Below are 13,332 nucleotides of genomic sequence, written 5' to 3' on the forward strand. Positions count from 1 at the left end.
CCTAGTACTATGGACCTTTGGAGATCAAGGGCGTGTAAGGAAACTCAGCCGGGCCGGTGGGCGACGGTCAGCAGGTGCCCGCTGGCGCCCAGGAGCGAGGGCTCCGACTCCATCGAGCGCTGGGCGTCCAGGAGCAGGGCCCGGCGGTCCGGGTCGTCGAGCCAGTCCTCGACGTCGCCGTGCAGCCAGAAGGTGCCCTCCAGGCCGTACCGGGCGGCGCCGGGCAGCCCGGCGTCGGCGAACTCGGCGGCCACCCCGTCCGGGTGGTGGAAGTAGGCGGTGAATCCGCGCCTGGGGAGAGCATGACGCCGTCCGCCGCGGCGGCATGGGCCGCCTCCCGCTGCCGTTCCTCCAGGTAGGTGCCGAGGTTGACGGTGTCGAGCACGGCCGCGTACCGGTTGATGGTGGCCGCGGCCACCACCCCGCCGGGCCGTACGGCGCGCCGGGCCTCGCCCAGGGCCCGCAGCCGGTCGGCCCGGTCGGCCAGGTGGTAGAGCGGGCCCAGCAGCAGGACGGCGTCCGCCCTGCCGTCGGGCACGGGCAGCCGCCGCGCGTCGCCGACCCGGGCGCGCAGCCCCGGCACCCTCGCCGCCCGCTCCACGTGCAGCGGCACGGGGTCCAGCAGGTCCACCTCGTAGCCGTCGGCCAGCAGCCATTCGGCGTGCACGCCGGTGCCGCCGCCCACGTCGAGGACCCGGGCGGGGGGCGGCGGCAGCGTGCGGCGCAGCACGTCCTGGGTGCGCCAGAACTCCAGGCGGCCGCGCCCCTCGCGCAGCCGGTCGTGCTCCAGATCCTGTGCGTAGTAGGCGAGCACCTCGCGGGTCACGGTCATGATCGATCGTGGCCGCCGCGCCCGGCCGGCGGCAACGAGTTTTCCCCGGCGGATCCCGCGCAGTTTTTTATCCGAGCGTGTAAATTTATCCTCATGGATAACAATCAGGTCTGGCGGCTCGTCCAGATCCTCTTCGCCGCCGTGCTGCTCCTGTCGATCGCCACGCTCGGCGTGGCCGCCGTCGTCGGCGGCAACTGGGTGGTGTGGCTGCGCGCCGTCGCCGTCGCCGCCGCCTCCGCCTGGCTCGTCTCCCTCGCCGGGCAGGCCGCCCGCGGCAGACGGGCCGCCTACGTGCGCATCCGGTTCGTCTCCGTCGCCGCGCCCATCGGCGTCGTGCTCATCCTCCTCGCGCCGGACAGCGGCTACCCGCTGTGGATGAAGGCCGAGCAGGCCGTGGTCGGCGTCCTGGTCGCCGCCGTCGCGGTCGTCGTCAACCGCCGTGCCGTGCGTGCGGCGTTCCCGAAGCGTGGCAAGCTGGGCTGACATGGAGAGCTCCGGAACCCGTCAGGCGGCCACCGAGGCCCGCAAGGCCCAGATCGCCTCGGCCGCGATCGCCGTGCTCGCCGAGCGGGGTTACCCGGAGACCACGTTCGAGGCCATCTGCCACCATGCCGGGCTCAGCAGCAAGAGGCTGATCTCCTACCACTTCTCCACCAAGGAGCAGCTCTTCGAGGCCGTCGTCCGGCAGGTCGTCTCCGACGCGGCCGCCTTCATGCGGCCGGCGATCGAGGCCGCGTCCGGAGCCCGTGCCCAGCTGGAGGCGTTCATCAGGGCGAACATCGCCTTCATCGCCGCCCATCCGGCCCACGTGCGCGCGGTCCAGCAGATCGCGTTCAACCGCGCGCCCGTGGGGGGCGGCGAGCGGGACGCCGCCATCGCCCGGCTCGTCGCCCTGTTCGACGACGGCCAGCGCAGCGGCGCGTTCCGGACGTTCGACAGCGTCCTGATGGCCACGTCCCTGCGCGCCGGCATCGACGCGGTGGCCGACCGGGTCGCCGGCGGCCTCGACCCCGACCACTGCGCCGACGAGCTCGCCGAACTCTTCGACCGCGCCACCGCGAGGACACCCCGCCCGTCCTGAGCGGCCGTCGGGCATCATGGTCGGCATGCCGGTCCTCGTCGATCCCACGCCCGGGTTGCGGACGTCGTTCCTGGAGGCGGTGGCCGAGTTCCGGGCCGACCGTGACTTCCCGGTCCCGTGGTTCGTCCAGGACGTCGATCCCGCGGCGCTGACCGATCCGGCGGCCTTCGCGGCCTACGTCCGGCGGCTGCTCGGCGAGCGCACCCAGGCGGGCGTGCGCGCGGGGTTCGTGCCGATGACCACGCTGTGGTGGGCCGACGGTGACCGGTTCCTCGGCAGGCTGGCCGTCCGCCACCGGCTCACCCCGGAGCTGGAGCGGCTCGGCGGCCACATCGGCTACGACGTGCGCCCGGGCGCCCGCCGTCTGGGCCACGCGACGGCGATGCTGGCCGCGGCGCTGCCGATCGCCCGGCGGCTGGGCGTCGACCCCGCCCTGGTCATGTGCGACCGGACGAACACCGCCTCCCGGCGGGTCATCGAGGCCAACGGCGGCCGGCTCCTCGACCTCACCGAGCGCAAACGCCGCTACCTGGTGCCCACCCGGCCCGGGTAGCGGCCCGGGGTCACGGGCGTTCGCCGCGCTGCGCGGCCCGCAGGTCCAGCCAGCCGATCAGCTTGACGTCCTCGCCGTCCAGGACCTCCCGGACGTCGGGATCGGTGAACAGGGCCAGCTCCCAGCCGCGCTTGGCCGCGCCCGGCATGATGGCGCGCAGCTCGTCGGTGTCCTCGAAGGGATGGATGTAGATCTCCGTCACGCCCGGCCGCAGCGAGCCCAGCAGCCCGATCATGTCCTTCTTGAGCGAGTCGTAGTCCTCGCCGTCGGACTGCTGGAAGGGCAGCGACCACAGGCGGTCGAGGATGACCACCCCGGCCTCGTCGGCCATCGCGGCCAGGGCCCGCGCCACGGGCTCCAGCTCCTCCGGCGCGCCGGTCCCCTCCAGCGAGCGGGGCAGGCGGAAGGGCAGGCCGAACTCGGCGCACACCGGCAGGACGACGTCCAGGAAGTGACGGCCGGTGGCCAGGCCGTACAGGCTGCCCATGTGGTTGTCGGCGTGCGAGGGGTCCAGGCCGAGCGCGACGGCCTTGCGGATCTGGTTGACGATCTCGACGCGGACCTCTTCGGGGTCGGCCGACCGTTCGAAGGAGGCGCAGTCGCGGAAGAAGCAGCCGGTCTCGTCCACCAGCGTGGGGACGGGCCGGTCGCGGGTGACCGGGCCCCAGCGGTAACCCTCCCACTCGCTGGTCAGCGTCAGGTGCACCCCGACGTCGAAACCGGCGGCCTCGGCGACGGCCTGCGGCGCCCACGGGCAGGGCGTCATCACCGTGGCCGAGCTGATCGCCCCGGCCCGCAGGAGGGAGGTGATGCCGAGGTTGGCCGACCGGCTCATGCCGTAGTCGTCGGCGTTGACGATGAGCAGCCGGTCGTCGGAGGCGTGGCCGAGCCGGGAGGCGAGCGTCATCAGCGAACCCTTCGTAGGTGGCGGCCGGTGGACGACCCCGCGCGACCGATCGTGCAGCACCGCGGCGACCTTCGTCAATCACCGTCCGGCGATCGGCGCTCCCAGGGACGTGAGGTCGAGGACGGCCAGCAGCGCGTCGAAGTCGCCCTCGCGGGCCGCGGCCAGGAACGCCTCCACCACCCGGCGCTGACCGGCGAGGTCGGGATCGGGGGTGGGGGCCGCGCCGCGCACCCGCTGACGCGCCCGGCCGGCCGGCTTCTTGGCCGCCACCGGCGTGCGCTCCACGATGGGCGCGATCTGCTCGAACGGCAGGCCGAACATGTCGTGCGGCACGAACGCCGGCCGCTCGGCCGGCGACAACGACTCCAGCACGACCAGCAGCGCCAGGCCCACCGAGTCGGCCAGCAGCGCCTCCTGCTCGGGTCCGGCGGCCGGGTCGGCGGCCTCGGCCCGTCCGGCGGCCGGGTCGGCGGCCTCGGCCCGTCCGACCACCGGGTCCGGCAGCCGCGCCTCCAGCGGCTCCTCCCGCAGGGCCTTGCGGGCGCGCAGGACGTCCAGGCAGACCCGGCTCACCACGGTGGTCAGCCAGGCGCCCAGATCGGCGATGTCGCCCGAGTCCGAGCGCGCCAGCCGCAGCCACGCCTCCTGGACCGCGTCCTCGGCCTCGGTCAGCGAGCCGAGCATGCGGTAGGCGACCGCCTTCAGACGGGGACGATGCCCCTCGAACCGGTCAGCCAGCAGGTCATGGGGAGTCATGGCGATACGCCGTCGCCGACGAGTTCGGCGTCTCCTCCTCCCAGGTCGCCCTCGCCCTGGACCCGGGCGCACCACGCCTGGATCCATCCGATCTCCGGCGCCAGGACGCTCGACCAGCGCACCGGCAACCTCGCCGCCTGTGAGCTGCGGTTGCCGCCCGAGGTAGTGGAGCACCTCGACGAGGTCAGCGCCTTCCCGCTCGGTTCCCGCAGAACTCCATCTACATGTCGCGCGAGTTCGTCTCCGGACTCTCGGCCGGCCGCTTCGACCAAGGGTGTCGTAGGGCGGTCGGCCGGCTTAGCCTGGACCGATGTCACTTGAGGGCACGGCGACATACCCCGATCTCGCGCAACTACCGCCTTTGGTGCGGCGGGCGGTCGAGGTCGCGCGGCGGGCGGGCTTCGGGACGTCCTGCCGTCCCGAGCAGGGACGGTTGCTGCTGGCGCTGGCCGCCGGGGCCGAGATGATCGGCGAGACCGGGACGGGGTGCGGGGTGGGGCTCGCCTGGCTGGCGTCAGGGGCGCGGCCCGGGACCCGGTTGGTCAGCGTCGAACGGGACGCGGGCTCGGCGGCCCTGGCCGCCGAGGTGTTCTTCGATCAGCCACAGGTGTCGGTCGTCCATGGCGACTGGCGGGAGATCCACCGGGACGCGCCGTACGACCTGCTCGTCCTCGACGGAGGCGGCCAGGGCAAGCACGGCGAGCCGCCCGCCGACCCCCACCGGCTGCTCAGGCCCGGCGGCACGCTGGTCATCGACGACCTGACCCCGGCCCGGCACTGGCCGCCCCGGTTCGACGGGAGCATCGACCGGACCCGGATGCACTGGCTCGGCCACCCCGGCATGGACACGGCGGAACTGCGGCTCGCACCCGACCTGGCCGCGCTGGTGGCCACCCGCCGCTTCGCCGAGGCACCCGACCGGGAACGTTGATCAGCGCCCGGGCGGCGGCGAGGTTCTCAGCGAGGAGGGGTTCGCGCCGGCGCCCGGGCCGGTCGCCCACGCGCCTGGGACGTCTCCACGACCCGCTTGCCCGATTCATGACGATGTCATGTGCAGCCGGTGATCACATCTCTGGTTCGTGTCGCGCCTGACCAGCAGGGTTGTTCTCAGTCGATCTGAAGGAGACGTCATGACTTCCCTGCGCTGGAGAACCTGGCACGGTCCGCTCGTCGCCTGCGCCCTCGCGATGGCGGCGCTCGCGTTGGTGAGCGGCGTCGGCCTGGTGGTCGACGGGCGGACCGTCATGGGCGAGGCGGTCTGGCTCAAGCCGTTCAAGTTCGCCGCCTCCTTCGCCCTGTACGCGCTCACCCTCGCCTGGATGATCGGCCAGGTCGAGCGGTGGCGGCGGACCCTGTGGTGGCTGGGCACGGTCACGGTGACGCTGTTCGTGCTGCCGGAGATCTCGGCGATCACCTTGCAGGCGGTACGCGGGGTGCGCAGCCACTTCAACTTCGCCACCACGTTCGACAAGTCGGTGTTCATGCTGATGGGAGGGGCCGCCTACCTGGGCTGGGCGCTCACGCTGGCGCTGGGGATCTTCCTGGTGATGCAGCGCCGGGTGAACCGGGCGATGGCCTGGGCGATCCCGCTGGGGGTGGCGATCTCGCTGGCGGGCATGTCGGTCGGCTACCTGATGACCGCGCCGACGCCGGAGCAGGCGCAGGCGCTGGCCGGCGGCGTCAAGCTGATCACGATCGGCGCGCACACGGTCGGCGCGGCGGACGGCGGCGCGGGCATGCCGCTGCTGGGCTGGGCGACCGGCGGCGGCGACCTGCGGGTGGCCCACTTCGTCGGGCTGCACGCGCTGCAGGTGCTGCCGCTGATCGCGCTGTGGGTGCGCCGGGTCCCGCTGGTGATCGTGGCCGCGTTCGGTTACGCCGGTCTCACCGGGCTGCTGATCTGGCAGGCGCAGCGCGGCCAGGCGCTCGTCCACCCCGACGGCACCACCCTGCTCGCCGCCGGCGCGCTCGTGGCGGTGGTGGTCGCGGCAGCGGCGGCCGTCCGGGGCCGTTCCACGTCGCGTCCGCGGCTGACGCAGGCGCTGGCCGTCCGTTCCTGACAGCACGGCCCCGACGTGACGCGCCGCGTACCGCGACGCGTCACATCGGCGCCTTCGGCCTGACCGGTCAGCTCGCGGCCGCAGCGGCGGGCTTGTCGTCCGTCCAGCCGGCCTTGTACGCCGTCACGCCGGACTTGCCGAGCACCGCCTTGCCGCCGTCCTTGAGGTCGGTGTCTTGGGGCGGCAGCGGCATGGCCGTGGTACGACTTCCTGCCGGAGCACGGCCCCCTTCCTGGACGAGACGGGCAGGGCGAGCTTCTGGCCCAAGCGGTCCGGTCACGAGCCGCGGCCTGACTCATGCTGCACTATGCCCAGCCCGCCAGCCGCATTGTCCGACTCACCCTCGATGACATCATCCATGACTCCGCCGGCCAGATCCTCAGCCCTCTGGGCAATCCACCGACACCGGTCCCCGCCCCCTTTTCCCAGTTTCTACTCCGAGCCAAAGCCGAGCGCACCAACATGAACACGGCTACCAACGTCGATGCCCGCTGGCTCTTCCCCGGACGCCGAGCCGGCCAGCCCCTCCATCACCGCAGCCTCGCCGACCTGATCCGCGACCTCGGCATCTCCGGCCAAGCCGCCCGCACCGCCGCCCTTCGGCAATTGGTCCTCCAAGCCCCCGCTCCCGTCATCGCACAGGCTCTGGGCTTCCACGACAAGACCACCACCCGGCTCGCATCCGAAGCGGGCGGGACCTGGAGCGCTACGCCCCAAACGATCACGCTCAGTGAACAAGGCAGAGACAGGAACACGAATTCAGATCACCCGATCAACGATCTTTACCCGTCTCGAAGGCCGATGGCGCGATCGCCTCGGTGGGCAGTCTTGCGTCGCAGGAGGCGGCGGGTGGGGTTGGTGGCCAGGAGGAGGATCAAAGAGGATCAAACCTGGTCCCGTGCCCGGCGGTGGCGGCGCCGGCCTGGGTGGCGACGCCTGCGGAGAGCGTCGCGTCCAGCGCCAGCGCCAGCGCGAGCGCGAGCCCGAACCCGGCTGGGCGGGTCAGGCGGCCGAGTGACAGAGCCATGTATCTGCTTCCCTCCGATTGCTGAACCAAGGCATCGGCCAAGCTGGCAACGGGGGCGGCGGGATCCCGATCACTTCGACTAACGTGCAAGCGTCCTCACCAGTCGGGGCGTACCGGGGCCGGGCCCTGGGGAACCGAACTGCGGACCAGCGCCTGGAGCGCCTGCCGTGTGTGGTCGAGGGGCTCCGCCCCCACCTGGCGGGCCCAGTCGTCCTCGACCTCGCGCGACAACGCCGAGAACAGCCGCTCCACGTCCGCGCCCCGCTCGGTCGGCACCACGATCTGGCTGCGGCGGTCATCGGGGTTGGGCCGGCGTTCGACATAACCGCCGGACTCCAGCTCGGCGAGGAGCTGGGCCGAGGCCTGCTTGGTCATCCCGACCAGCCGCGCCAGCTCCCCGGCCGTGGAGCCGCCGCGCCGCTTCAAGTACGCCAGCGCGAACCCGTGCGCCGGGCGCAGCCCGTCGTGCCCCTCGTCGGCGAGCCGTTCCCGCAGGCGGGTCGACAGCACCCGGAACGCCATGGCCAGCAGCAACGGCAGCTCGGTCGCCTCTTCGGCCATCACGGCGTCCCCTTTGGACAAGTGGCTTGACCATTTCCGGCTCAGGAGTCTACCGTTCCCGAGAAAGACAAGTGGCTTGTCTATCTAGAGGAGAGCCATGACGAAGCAGACGCTCATCGAGGACGTGCGCATCTTCGACGGGGAGCGCGTCACCGGCACGGGCGGCGTCCTCATCGACGGGGCCGAGATCGCCCATGTCGCTCCCCGCATCCCCAGGCGTCCCGGCTGGGAGATCGTGCCCGGCGACGGCCGCACCCTGCTGCCCGGCCTGATCGACGCCCACACCCACGCTGCGACCGCCGAGCACCTGCGCAAGGCCCTCGTCCAGGGCACGACGACCTGCCTGAACATGTTCTCCTACCCGCTCGCCGAACTCGCCGCGCTGCGCGAGGCCGCCGCGAGCCGGGACGACGTGGCCGGCCTGCGCAGCTCCGGCATCCTGGCCAGCGTCCCCGGCGGGTTGCCCGACGTGCCGGGGCTGCCCAAGGTGAGCGGCCCGGAGGAGGCCGAGGCGTTCGTCGCCGCCCGCGCCGCGGAGGGCTCCGACTACATCAAGATCGTCCTGGCGGACCCGGCCACGCCTGCGCTCGCCCCGGAGACCGTGCGCGCCCTGGTCACGGCCGCCGCCCGGCGCGGCCTGCTGACCGTGGCGCACGCCCCGAGGCACGCCGCCGCCCAGGTCGCCCTCGACGCGGGCGTGGACATGATCACGCACGCCCCCCTCGACACGCCGCTCACGCCCGCGTTCGCCCGCACGATGGCCGGCGCGGGGCGCACGGCGGTCCCGACGCTGACCATGATGCGGCGCATGGCCGACACGTACGGGCTGTCGTACGAGGCCGCCCGGGACAGCGTCGGGGCCCTGCACCAGGCGGGCGTGCCGATCCTGGCCGGCACCGACGCCAACGAGGGCGGCGGCCCCGCGCTCGTGCCGTTCGGCGAGGCCATGCACGACGAACTGGCCCTGCTGGTCGAGGCCGGGCTGACGGAGACGCAGGCGCTGGCCGCCGCCACCTCCCTGCCCGCCCGGCACTTCGGGCTGCGCGACCGCGGCCGGATCGCCCCGGGCGCCCGCGCCGACCTCCTCCTGGTCGACGGCGACCCCACGGCCGCCATCACCGCCACCCGCGACCTGGCCGGCGTGTGGCGGCGCGGCGTCCGCGTCAGAACGTGACCAGCGGGTCCCCGATGAAGTCGGCGATGGTCTGGGGGTTTCTGTACGCGGCCGCCTCACCATCACTCAAGAACTCAACCGGCATAGACGCCGAAGGTAGGGCAGGCCAGGCAAGCAGGACGAGCGGAAGATCAAATAGTTACGCCGGCGATCCGGGCCAGCTCGTCAGTGCCCGCCGAGCTCGCGATGAGGCCAGCGCCGTCTGTGACCGTGTCGGCCGCGTCCTGCGCGAGGAGATGGCGGGGCTGGCGGAGGCGGGATTTGAGCGCAACGGTGCGCTGCTGGGTCAGGTGCGCACTGCCTGGCGGGCTGAGGACGCCGCGCGCGCGGCGCTCCGGGGCGACACCATACGGCAAGGGTGAGGCAGCCATGCCCCGCGAGCGGCTGCTGCCGGGGCTGGCTTTCTACCCACCGGGCAGGCGCTGCTCCTCAGCGCGAACGACGTGAGCGCCCAACCCCGCAACGTCGTCCCGCTCTGTCCGGCCGACGATGTCTGCCCAGCCCGCCGTCGTGGCCAAAGACAAGCTTCGGTGACCCCGGTTCCGGCAAGTCGCACCTGCTCATCGCGCTGGCCACCAAACTCGTGCACGAGCTCCTTCGCCGCACAATGGCTTCGACCCCACGTGATCTCGGTCGTCGGGTTACTGGCTCGTATCTGCGCTCCACCACGTCCGGTGCAGCCCTTCCACGCCGCTACGCGGGCGCGCCCACACCGGCCACCACGGATTCGTAACGTTGCGGTGGTTGGCCCAGCACCTGTCCGAACCGCTCCGCCGGCTCGCGGGCTCTTTGCCCCGCAGGTCTGGAAGGCAACCTGAACCCTGAGTTCCGCAATGCGGTCGAACCCGCGGTGTGCTCGGCCGGACCGCTTGACCTTAAGCACGGTTGAGGTCGCAGGCTGCTGCCATGATTTTCACTGACTCAGAGCACGCATACCTGTCGGAGCAGGAACTCGGCCGCCTGGCCACCCTCGGTCCCGACGGGTCTCCCCACTCGCAGCCGGTCGCGATCTGGTTCGACCCCGCAACCGAGACCGTCCAGATCGGCGGCCCGGAGCTGAGCAAGAGCCGCAAATACAAGAACGTCCTAGCCGACCCCCGGGTCTCCCTCGTCATTGACGACCAGTCACCGACGCCCAACGCCCTCGGCCAGACCGGCCGCGGTATCGAACTGCGTGGTCACGCCGAGATCGTCTTCCTGGACCCGCCGCTCCACCCGGCCTTCGACCACGAGACCCTGCGCATCCGACCGCACCGCATCGTCGCCTGGAATCTCGAGCCGATCACCAATCCGTCCTTCGGGAGCGGCTCCCACCTCCAGGGCTACATCTCCCGCGACGTCTGACCACGATCGACAAGACGGCACCCGCGACCAGTTGCTGCTCGGAGCGCTGAAGATCCTCAACGACGACGCCGAGCAACGGGGCCCGCGAATGCCTCGCGCTGCTCGGCGACGCGCCCGGCATGCGGGTGATCGTCCGGGGAGTACTGCTCCCCGCCCTGGCCGAGGTCGCCCGCGACGCGCCGCTCGCGCTGGAGAACCTGGTCGCCGGCCTGATCAAGCAAGGGCAGGAGTCCGGCCAGGCGTCCCTGAACATCAACGCCGCGGCCGAGGCCGCGTTCCTGGGGGCAGGCGCCGAGGGGCTTCAGTCGAGCGTTCTGCTGAGGCAGCGGTTGATCGACGACCAGCTTGCCCGCGTCTTCACCACGACCAACTCCGCATGACCCAACCTCTGCAACCGCCCACGCCCGTCACCCGCCGTGCCGCCGCGGTCGGTGAGGAGCGGCTGCGCCCCACCCTGGTGCGGCGCGCGGGTTGTCCGGGTCATCGCTCTGGGTGCAGAGCCATGGCGAACCAGGTGTAAACGGGAGCGAGTGTCGGTGAAACAGGCCGCCCATTGATCGTCGCCAGGAGCTGCCAGTGACGCTCGGCGTGCGGATCGGCGGACAGCTGCAGGCGGGCGAGGAGCCGGCGGCGCAGATCGCCGTGGTCAGCACGCTGCGTCGTTCAGCGGGCGGCTTGGGTGCGGGTCTTGGTCGTCGCGGGGTGTGCTGGGGGCAGGGACCTTTGGAGGAGGGCGCTGACCAGCAGGATGAGGCTCGCGTTGAGGAGCTGCAGCAGGTCGAGGGCGGGTCGGGAGATGACGTCGTTCAGGAACAGGTTGATCGTGAGCGGCAGGGAGCCGTTGGCGGCCACGCCGACGCCGACGATGCCGAGCAGGCGCCACTTGCCGAGCGCCGGGTCCTGGTGCTTGAGGAAGACGCTGATCATCCAGGCCGAGGCGGGCAGGAACATCACGACCGCGGTGAGCAGCCCCGGGTTGTACGTGCCGGTGACGACGGCAGGGACGATGTGGAAGAAGCAGTTGACGATGACGATGCTGTAGAACGCGAACCCCATCATCACGTACTTGCGGGCGAGCAGGGCACAGATCACCGCCACGATCCAGATCAACCCGATGTTGACGAACAGGTAGAACTCTGTCGGGATTGGGCATTCCGGGTAGGTGCCCTGGTTGAGCGTGGTGCACAGGGAGTCGGGGAAGGCATGGTGGGCGCCGTCGGCGGCGATGCCGTACTCCTCGACGTTGTGGAACAGGTACACCACGACGGCGACCCAGCCCAGCCAGGCCGGGTCCTTCCATCGAGACAGGGGGCGGCTGCTGCGCAGCGCGTCGGTCGCCAGGAGCGCGACCGTCAAGACGATCGCGGCTCCAAGGCCGATCCAGGCGAACTCGAGATCGAATGTGGAGAACATGCGCGGGGTGCCTTCCAGGGGTTCTTGGTGTGGATCCACTGCTGGGTGCCGGTCGCACATCGAGGGTCCGCACCACCACTGTAATTCAACATTTGTTGATGTCAACACTTGTTGAGGGCCGGTAGAGTGCCTGGCATGAGCGAGAAGGACGCCGAGCGCCCCGGGCGGCCGCCCGGTGGCGATGGCCGCAACCGGGACCGCATCCTGGCCGCGGCCAGGCACGAGTTCGCGGCCAAGGGGTTCTGCGGGGCGACCATGCGGTCGATCGCCGCGGCGGCGGGGGTCGACGTCGCGCTGCTGGCCCACTACTTCGGCAACAAGGACGGCCTGTTCGCCGCCACCCTCCAGCTGCCCGGCCAGGCGGTCCAGCAGATCCAGGGCGCCTTCGACGGGCCCGTCGGCGAGGTCGGCGAGCGCCTGGCCCGCGCCTACCTGTCGCTGTGGGAGGACCCCGGCCTGGCCGGGTCCCTGCGCGCCACGGTGGCGTCGGCCTTGGCCCACGAAGGCGCCCGCGAGCAGCTGCGCGAGCAGCTCACCGCCGCCCTGCCCGAAGACGTCCGCTCCCTGCTGCCCGGCGACGACCCGGACCTGCGCCTGGCCCTGGCGCTCAACCACCTGTTCGGCATCGCTCTGGGCCGCCACCTGCTCCGGCTCCCCGCCCTCGCCGACCGCGACCTGCCCACCCTCCTCGCCGCCGTCGCCCCCACCGTCCAGCACTACCTCACCGGCCCTCTGGGCCGCCCTGAGGCCGCCACCACCTGAGCCGCGAGCAACCACCGCCCAAGGCCCCGCACCGCCATTAACACCTCAAACATCATCCGTCTTCGGCCCAGACTCCCTCCCGGCCGCCGGCACGGGCCGCCCCGCGGGTACCGCCTTGGCAAGGACACGCGCAGCGGCAGACGATGGGGGCGGGCGCAATGGGATCGTTCACGCTGGAGGGCTACCGCCGTCAATGGCGCCCAGGATCGGCGGGGGTCTGGCCATGGGAGTGGGCGGCGCCGCGGCGCTGGCCTCGGGCAAGGTCTCCACCCTCCGGCTGCTGTCCCTACTGAACTTCGGGGCGCTGCTGGTCCACCAGTACGAGGAGTACGAAGACCCCGGCTACTTCCCCGGCCAGTTCAACCGCGGTCTGTTCGGCAGCGACAGCCCCGACAACTACCCCCTGAACACCCAGAGCGCCCTGTGCGTCAACACCGCCTTCGCCTACCCCTTCTACGTCGCGCCCGTCCTGGCGCCGAAGGTGAAATGGCTCGGCATCGCCCCGGTCATGTTCGGCATCGCGCAGGCGTTCTGGCACGGCATCATGCTCCCCGCCAAGGCCAAGGCCCGCTACAGCCCCGGCTTCCTGGCCTCGATCTTCCTCCACGTCCCCCTCGGCCTGGTCTACCTGCGCGCCCTGAAAAGGGAGGGCATCACCGGCTCCGACCTCAGAAAGGGCCTGGCCTACACCATCGCGTTCGCCGCCATCGGCGTCGCCGGCCCCAACCTCGTCATGCACGACAAGAACAGCCCGCACCGCTTCACCGCCCACCAAGTCGGCCCCTACGCCCTCACCTCACCCGGCGACCGCGCCGAGCCTGCCCGGCATTCGCCGAAAGCGCCCGCCGCGGCGCAATGACCA

The 13,332-nt window shown here is 71.8% G+C and carries 17 protein-coding genes and 1 pseudogene; 10 read left to right on the forward strand and 8 right to left on the reverse strand.

The window, feature by feature from the left end; all coding sequences use genetic code 11:
• Window positions 1-67: 67 nt before the first annotated feature.
• The gene (locus ACWEJ6_RS40330; protein ID WP_452430793.1) at window positions 68-832 is read right to left on the reverse strand and encodes a class I SAM-dependent methyltransferase; all 765 of its coding nucleotides are present in this window, start codon (window positions 830-832) and stop codon (window positions 68-70) included.
• A 93-nt stretch (window positions 833-925) separates the two neighbouring features.
• On the opposite strand from ACWEJ6_RS40330, the gene ACWEJ6_RS40335 reads away from it, so the two are divergent.
• From ACWEJ6_RS40335 to ACWEJ6_RS40345, 3 genes are read left to right on the forward strand one after another with little or no spacing between them, the layout of a single operon-like run.
• On the forward strand, window positions 926-1,315 hold the full coding sequence (locus tag ACWEJ6_RS40335) for a hypothetical protein (RefSeq protein WP_452430795.1): 390 nt from the start codon (window positions 926-928) through the stop codon (window positions 1,313-1,315).
• A gap of 1 nt (window position 1,316) precedes the next feature.
• Window positions 1,317-1,913, forward strand: a complete 597-nt coding sequence (locus ACWEJ6_RS40340; RefSeq protein WP_358297399.1) for a TetR/AcrR family transcriptional regulator — start codon at window positions 1,317-1,319, stop codon at window positions 1,911-1,913.
• 25 nt (window positions 1,914-1,938) lie between these two features.
• A complete protein-coding gene (locus ACWEJ6_RS40345; RefSeq protein ID WP_452430797.1) occupies window positions 1,939-2,466 on the forward strand; it encodes a GNAT family N-acetyltransferase in 528 nt (175 codons plus the stop codon).
• A gap of 10 nt (window positions 2,467-2,476) precedes the next feature.
• Here ACWEJ6_RS40345 and ACWEJ6_RS40350 read toward each other — a convergent pair whose 3' ends face one another.
• Window positions 2,477-3,373, reverse strand: a complete 897-nt coding sequence (locus ACWEJ6_RS40350; protein WP_452430799.1) for a polysaccharide deacetylase family protein — start codon at window positions 3,371-3,373, stop codon at window positions 2,477-2,479.
• 114 nt (window positions 3,374-3,487) lie between these two features.
• A pseudogene (locus ACWEJ6_RS40355) lies at window positions 3,488-4,129 on the reverse strand (sigma-70 family RNA polymerase sigma factor); the annotation flags it as partial.
• Window positions 4,130-4,439: 310 nt separating this feature from the next.
• Between ACWEJ6_RS40355 and ACWEJ6_RS40360 the strand changes: the two are divergent.
• Both ACWEJ6_RS40360 and ACWEJ6_RS40365 read left to right on the forward strand, forming a co-directional pair.
• A complete protein-coding gene (locus ACWEJ6_RS40360) occupies window positions 4,440-5,060 on the forward strand; it encodes an O-methyltransferase (RefSeq protein WP_452430802.1) in 621 nt (206 codons plus the stop codon).
• A gap of 199 nt (window positions 5,061-5,259) precedes the next feature.
• On the forward strand, window positions 5,260-6,189 hold the full coding sequence (locus ACWEJ6_RS40365) for a hypothetical protein (protein WP_452430804.1): 930 nt from the start codon (window positions 5,260-5,262) through the stop codon (window positions 6,187-6,189).
• A gap of 67 nt (window positions 6,190-6,256) precedes the next feature.
• On the opposite strand, the gene ACWEJ6_RS40370 is transcribed toward ACWEJ6_RS40365, so the two are convergent.
• The 4 genes from ACWEJ6_RS40370 to ACWEJ6_RS40385 all read right to left on the reverse strand — a co-directional run bounded on the left by ACWEJ6_RS40370 (window position 6,257) and on the right by ACWEJ6_RS40385 (window position 7,777).
• Entirely contained in the window at window positions 6,257-6,382 is a 126-nt protein-coding gene (locus tag ACWEJ6_RS40370; protein WP_452430806.1) for a hypothetical protein, read from the reverse strand.
• A 239-nt stretch (window positions 6,383-6,621) separates the two neighbouring features.
• Entirely contained in the window at window positions 6,622-6,807 is a 186-nt protein-coding gene (locus tag ACWEJ6_RS40375) for a hypothetical protein (RefSeq protein ID WP_452430808.1), read from the reverse strand.
• A gap of 256 nt (window positions 6,808-7,063) precedes the next feature.
• Window positions 7,064-7,216: a hypothetical protein gene (locus tag ACWEJ6_RS40380; RefSeq protein WP_452430810.1), complete on the reverse strand. Its 153-nt coding sequence runs from the start codon at window positions 7,214-7,216 to the stop codon at window positions 7,064-7,066.
• A 96-nt stretch (window positions 7,217-7,312) separates the two neighbouring features.
• Window positions 7,313-7,777 carry a MarR family winged helix-turn-helix transcriptional regulator gene (locus ACWEJ6_RS40385; protein ID WP_452430856.1) on the reverse strand — a complete coding sequence of 155 codons (465 nt, stop codon included), beginning with the start codon at window positions 7,775-7,777 and terminating at the stop codon, window positions 7,313-7,315.
• 97 nt (window positions 7,778-7,874) lie between these two features.
• Here ACWEJ6_RS40385 and ACWEJ6_RS40390 point away from each other — a divergent pair, with 97 nt between their 5' ends.
• The 3 genes from ACWEJ6_RS40390 to ACWEJ6_RS40400 all read left to right on the forward strand — a co-directional run bounded on the left by ACWEJ6_RS40390 (window position 7,875) and on the right by ACWEJ6_RS40400 (window position 10,675).
• Entirely contained in the window at window positions 7,875-8,951 is a 1,077-nt protein-coding gene (locus ACWEJ6_RS40390; protein WP_452430812.1) for an amidohydrolase family protein, read from the forward strand.
• A 906-nt stretch (window positions 8,952-9,857) separates the two neighbouring features.
• A complete protein-coding gene (locus ACWEJ6_RS40395) occupies window positions 9,858-10,295 on the forward strand; it encodes a PPOX class F420-dependent oxidoreductase (RefSeq protein WP_452430814.1) in 438 nt (145 codons plus the stop codon).
• A 119-nt stretch (window positions 10,296-10,414) separates the two neighbouring features.
• Complete coding sequence (locus tag ACWEJ6_RS40400; protein ID WP_452430816.1) at window positions 10,415-10,675, forward strand: hypothetical protein; 261 nt, start codon at window positions 10,415-10,417, stop codon at window positions 10,673-10,675.
• A 283-nt stretch (window positions 10,676-10,958) separates the two neighbouring features.
• On the opposite strand, the gene ACWEJ6_RS40405 is transcribed toward ACWEJ6_RS40400, so the two are convergent.
• Window positions 10,959-11,651 (reverse strand): HXXEE domain-containing protein, encoded by a 693-nt coding sequence (locus ACWEJ6_RS40405; RefSeq protein WP_452430818.1) that lies wholly within the window; start codon window positions 11,649-11,651, stop codon window positions 10,959-10,961.
• A gap of 192 nt (window positions 11,652-11,843) precedes the next feature.
• Between ACWEJ6_RS40405 and ACWEJ6_RS40410 the strand changes: the two genes are divergently transcribed.
• Together ACWEJ6_RS40410 and ACWEJ6_RS40415 are read left to right on the forward strand one after the other, a co-directional pair.
• The gene (locus ACWEJ6_RS40410) at window positions 11,844-12,470 is read left to right on the forward strand and encodes a TetR/AcrR family transcriptional regulator (protein ID WP_452430821.1); all 627 of its coding nucleotides are present in this window, start codon (window positions 11,844-11,846) and stop codon (window positions 12,468-12,470) included.
• A 193-nt stretch (window positions 12,471-12,663) separates the two neighbouring features.
• The gene (locus ACWEJ6_RS40415) at window positions 12,664-13,329 is read left to right on the forward strand and encodes an HXXEE domain-containing protein (RefSeq protein ID WP_452430823.1); all 666 of its coding nucleotides are present in this window, start codon (window positions 12,664-12,666) and stop codon (window positions 13,327-13,329) included.
• Window positions 13,330-13,332 lie beyond the last annotated feature (3 nt).

This window comes from Nonomuraea sp. NPDC004702, assembly GCF_053601695.1.

Bases quoted from the DNA above. Each gene is read 5' to 3' on its own strand.
- ACWEJ6_RS40330 (WP_452430793.1), bottom strand. From the start codon at position 832: ATGACCGTGACCCGCGAGGTGCTCGCCTACTACGCACAGGATCTGGAG.
- ACWEJ6_RS40335 (WP_452430795.1), top strand. From the start codon at position 926: ATGGATAACAATCAGGTCTGGCGGCTCGTCCAGATCCTCTTCGCCGCC.
- ACWEJ6_RS40340 (WP_358297399.1), top strand. From the start codon at position 1,317: ATGGAGAGCTCCGGAACCCGTCAGGCGGCCACCGAGGCCCGCAAGGCC.
- ACWEJ6_RS40345 (WP_452430797.1), top strand. From the start codon at position 1,939: ATGCCGGTCCTCGTCGATCCCACGCCCGGGTTGCGGACGTCGTTCCTG.
- ACWEJ6_RS40350 (WP_452430799.1), bottom strand. From the start codon at position 3,373: ATGACGCTCGCCTCCCGGCTCGGCCACGCCTCCGACGACCGGCTGCTC.
- ACWEJ6_RS40360 (WP_452430802.1), top strand. From the start codon at position 4,440: ATGTCACTTGAGGGCACGGCGACATACCCCGATCTCGCGCAACTACCG.
- ACWEJ6_RS40365 (WP_452430804.1), top strand. From the start codon at position 5,260: ATGACTTCCCTGCGCTGGAGAACCTGGCACGGTCCGCTCGTCGCCTGC.
- ACWEJ6_RS40370 (WP_452430806.1), bottom strand. From the start codon at position 6,382: ATGCCGCTGCCGCCCCAAGACACCGACCTCAAGGACGGCGGCAAGGCG.
- ACWEJ6_RS40380 (WP_452430810.1), bottom strand. From the start codon at position 7,216: ATGGCTCTGTCACTCGGCCGCCTGACCCGCCCAGCCGGGTTCGGGCTC.
- ACWEJ6_RS40385 (WP_452430856.1), bottom strand. From the start codon at position 7,777: ATGGCCGAAGAGGCGACCGAGCTGCCGTTGCTGCTGGCCATGGCGTTC.
- ACWEJ6_RS40390 (WP_452430812.1), top strand. From the start codon at position 7,875: ATGACGAAGCAGACGCTCATCGAGGACGTGCGCATCTTCGACGGGGAG.
- ACWEJ6_RS40395 (WP_452430814.1), top strand. From the start codon at position 9,858: ATGATTTTCACTGACTCAGAGCACGCATACCTGTCGGAGCAGGAACTC.
- ACWEJ6_RS40400 (WP_452430816.1), top strand. From the start codon at position 10,415: ATGCGGGTGATCGTCCGGGGAGTACTGCTCCCCGCCCTGGCCGAGGTC.
- ACWEJ6_RS40410 (WP_452430821.1), top strand. From the start codon at position 11,844: ATGAGCGAGAAGGACGCCGAGCGCCCCGGGCGGCCGCCCGGTGGCGAT.
- ACWEJ6_RS40415 (WP_452430823.1), top strand. From the start codon at position 12,664: ATGGCGCCCAGGATCGGCGGGGGTCTGGCCATGGGAGTGGGCGGCGCC.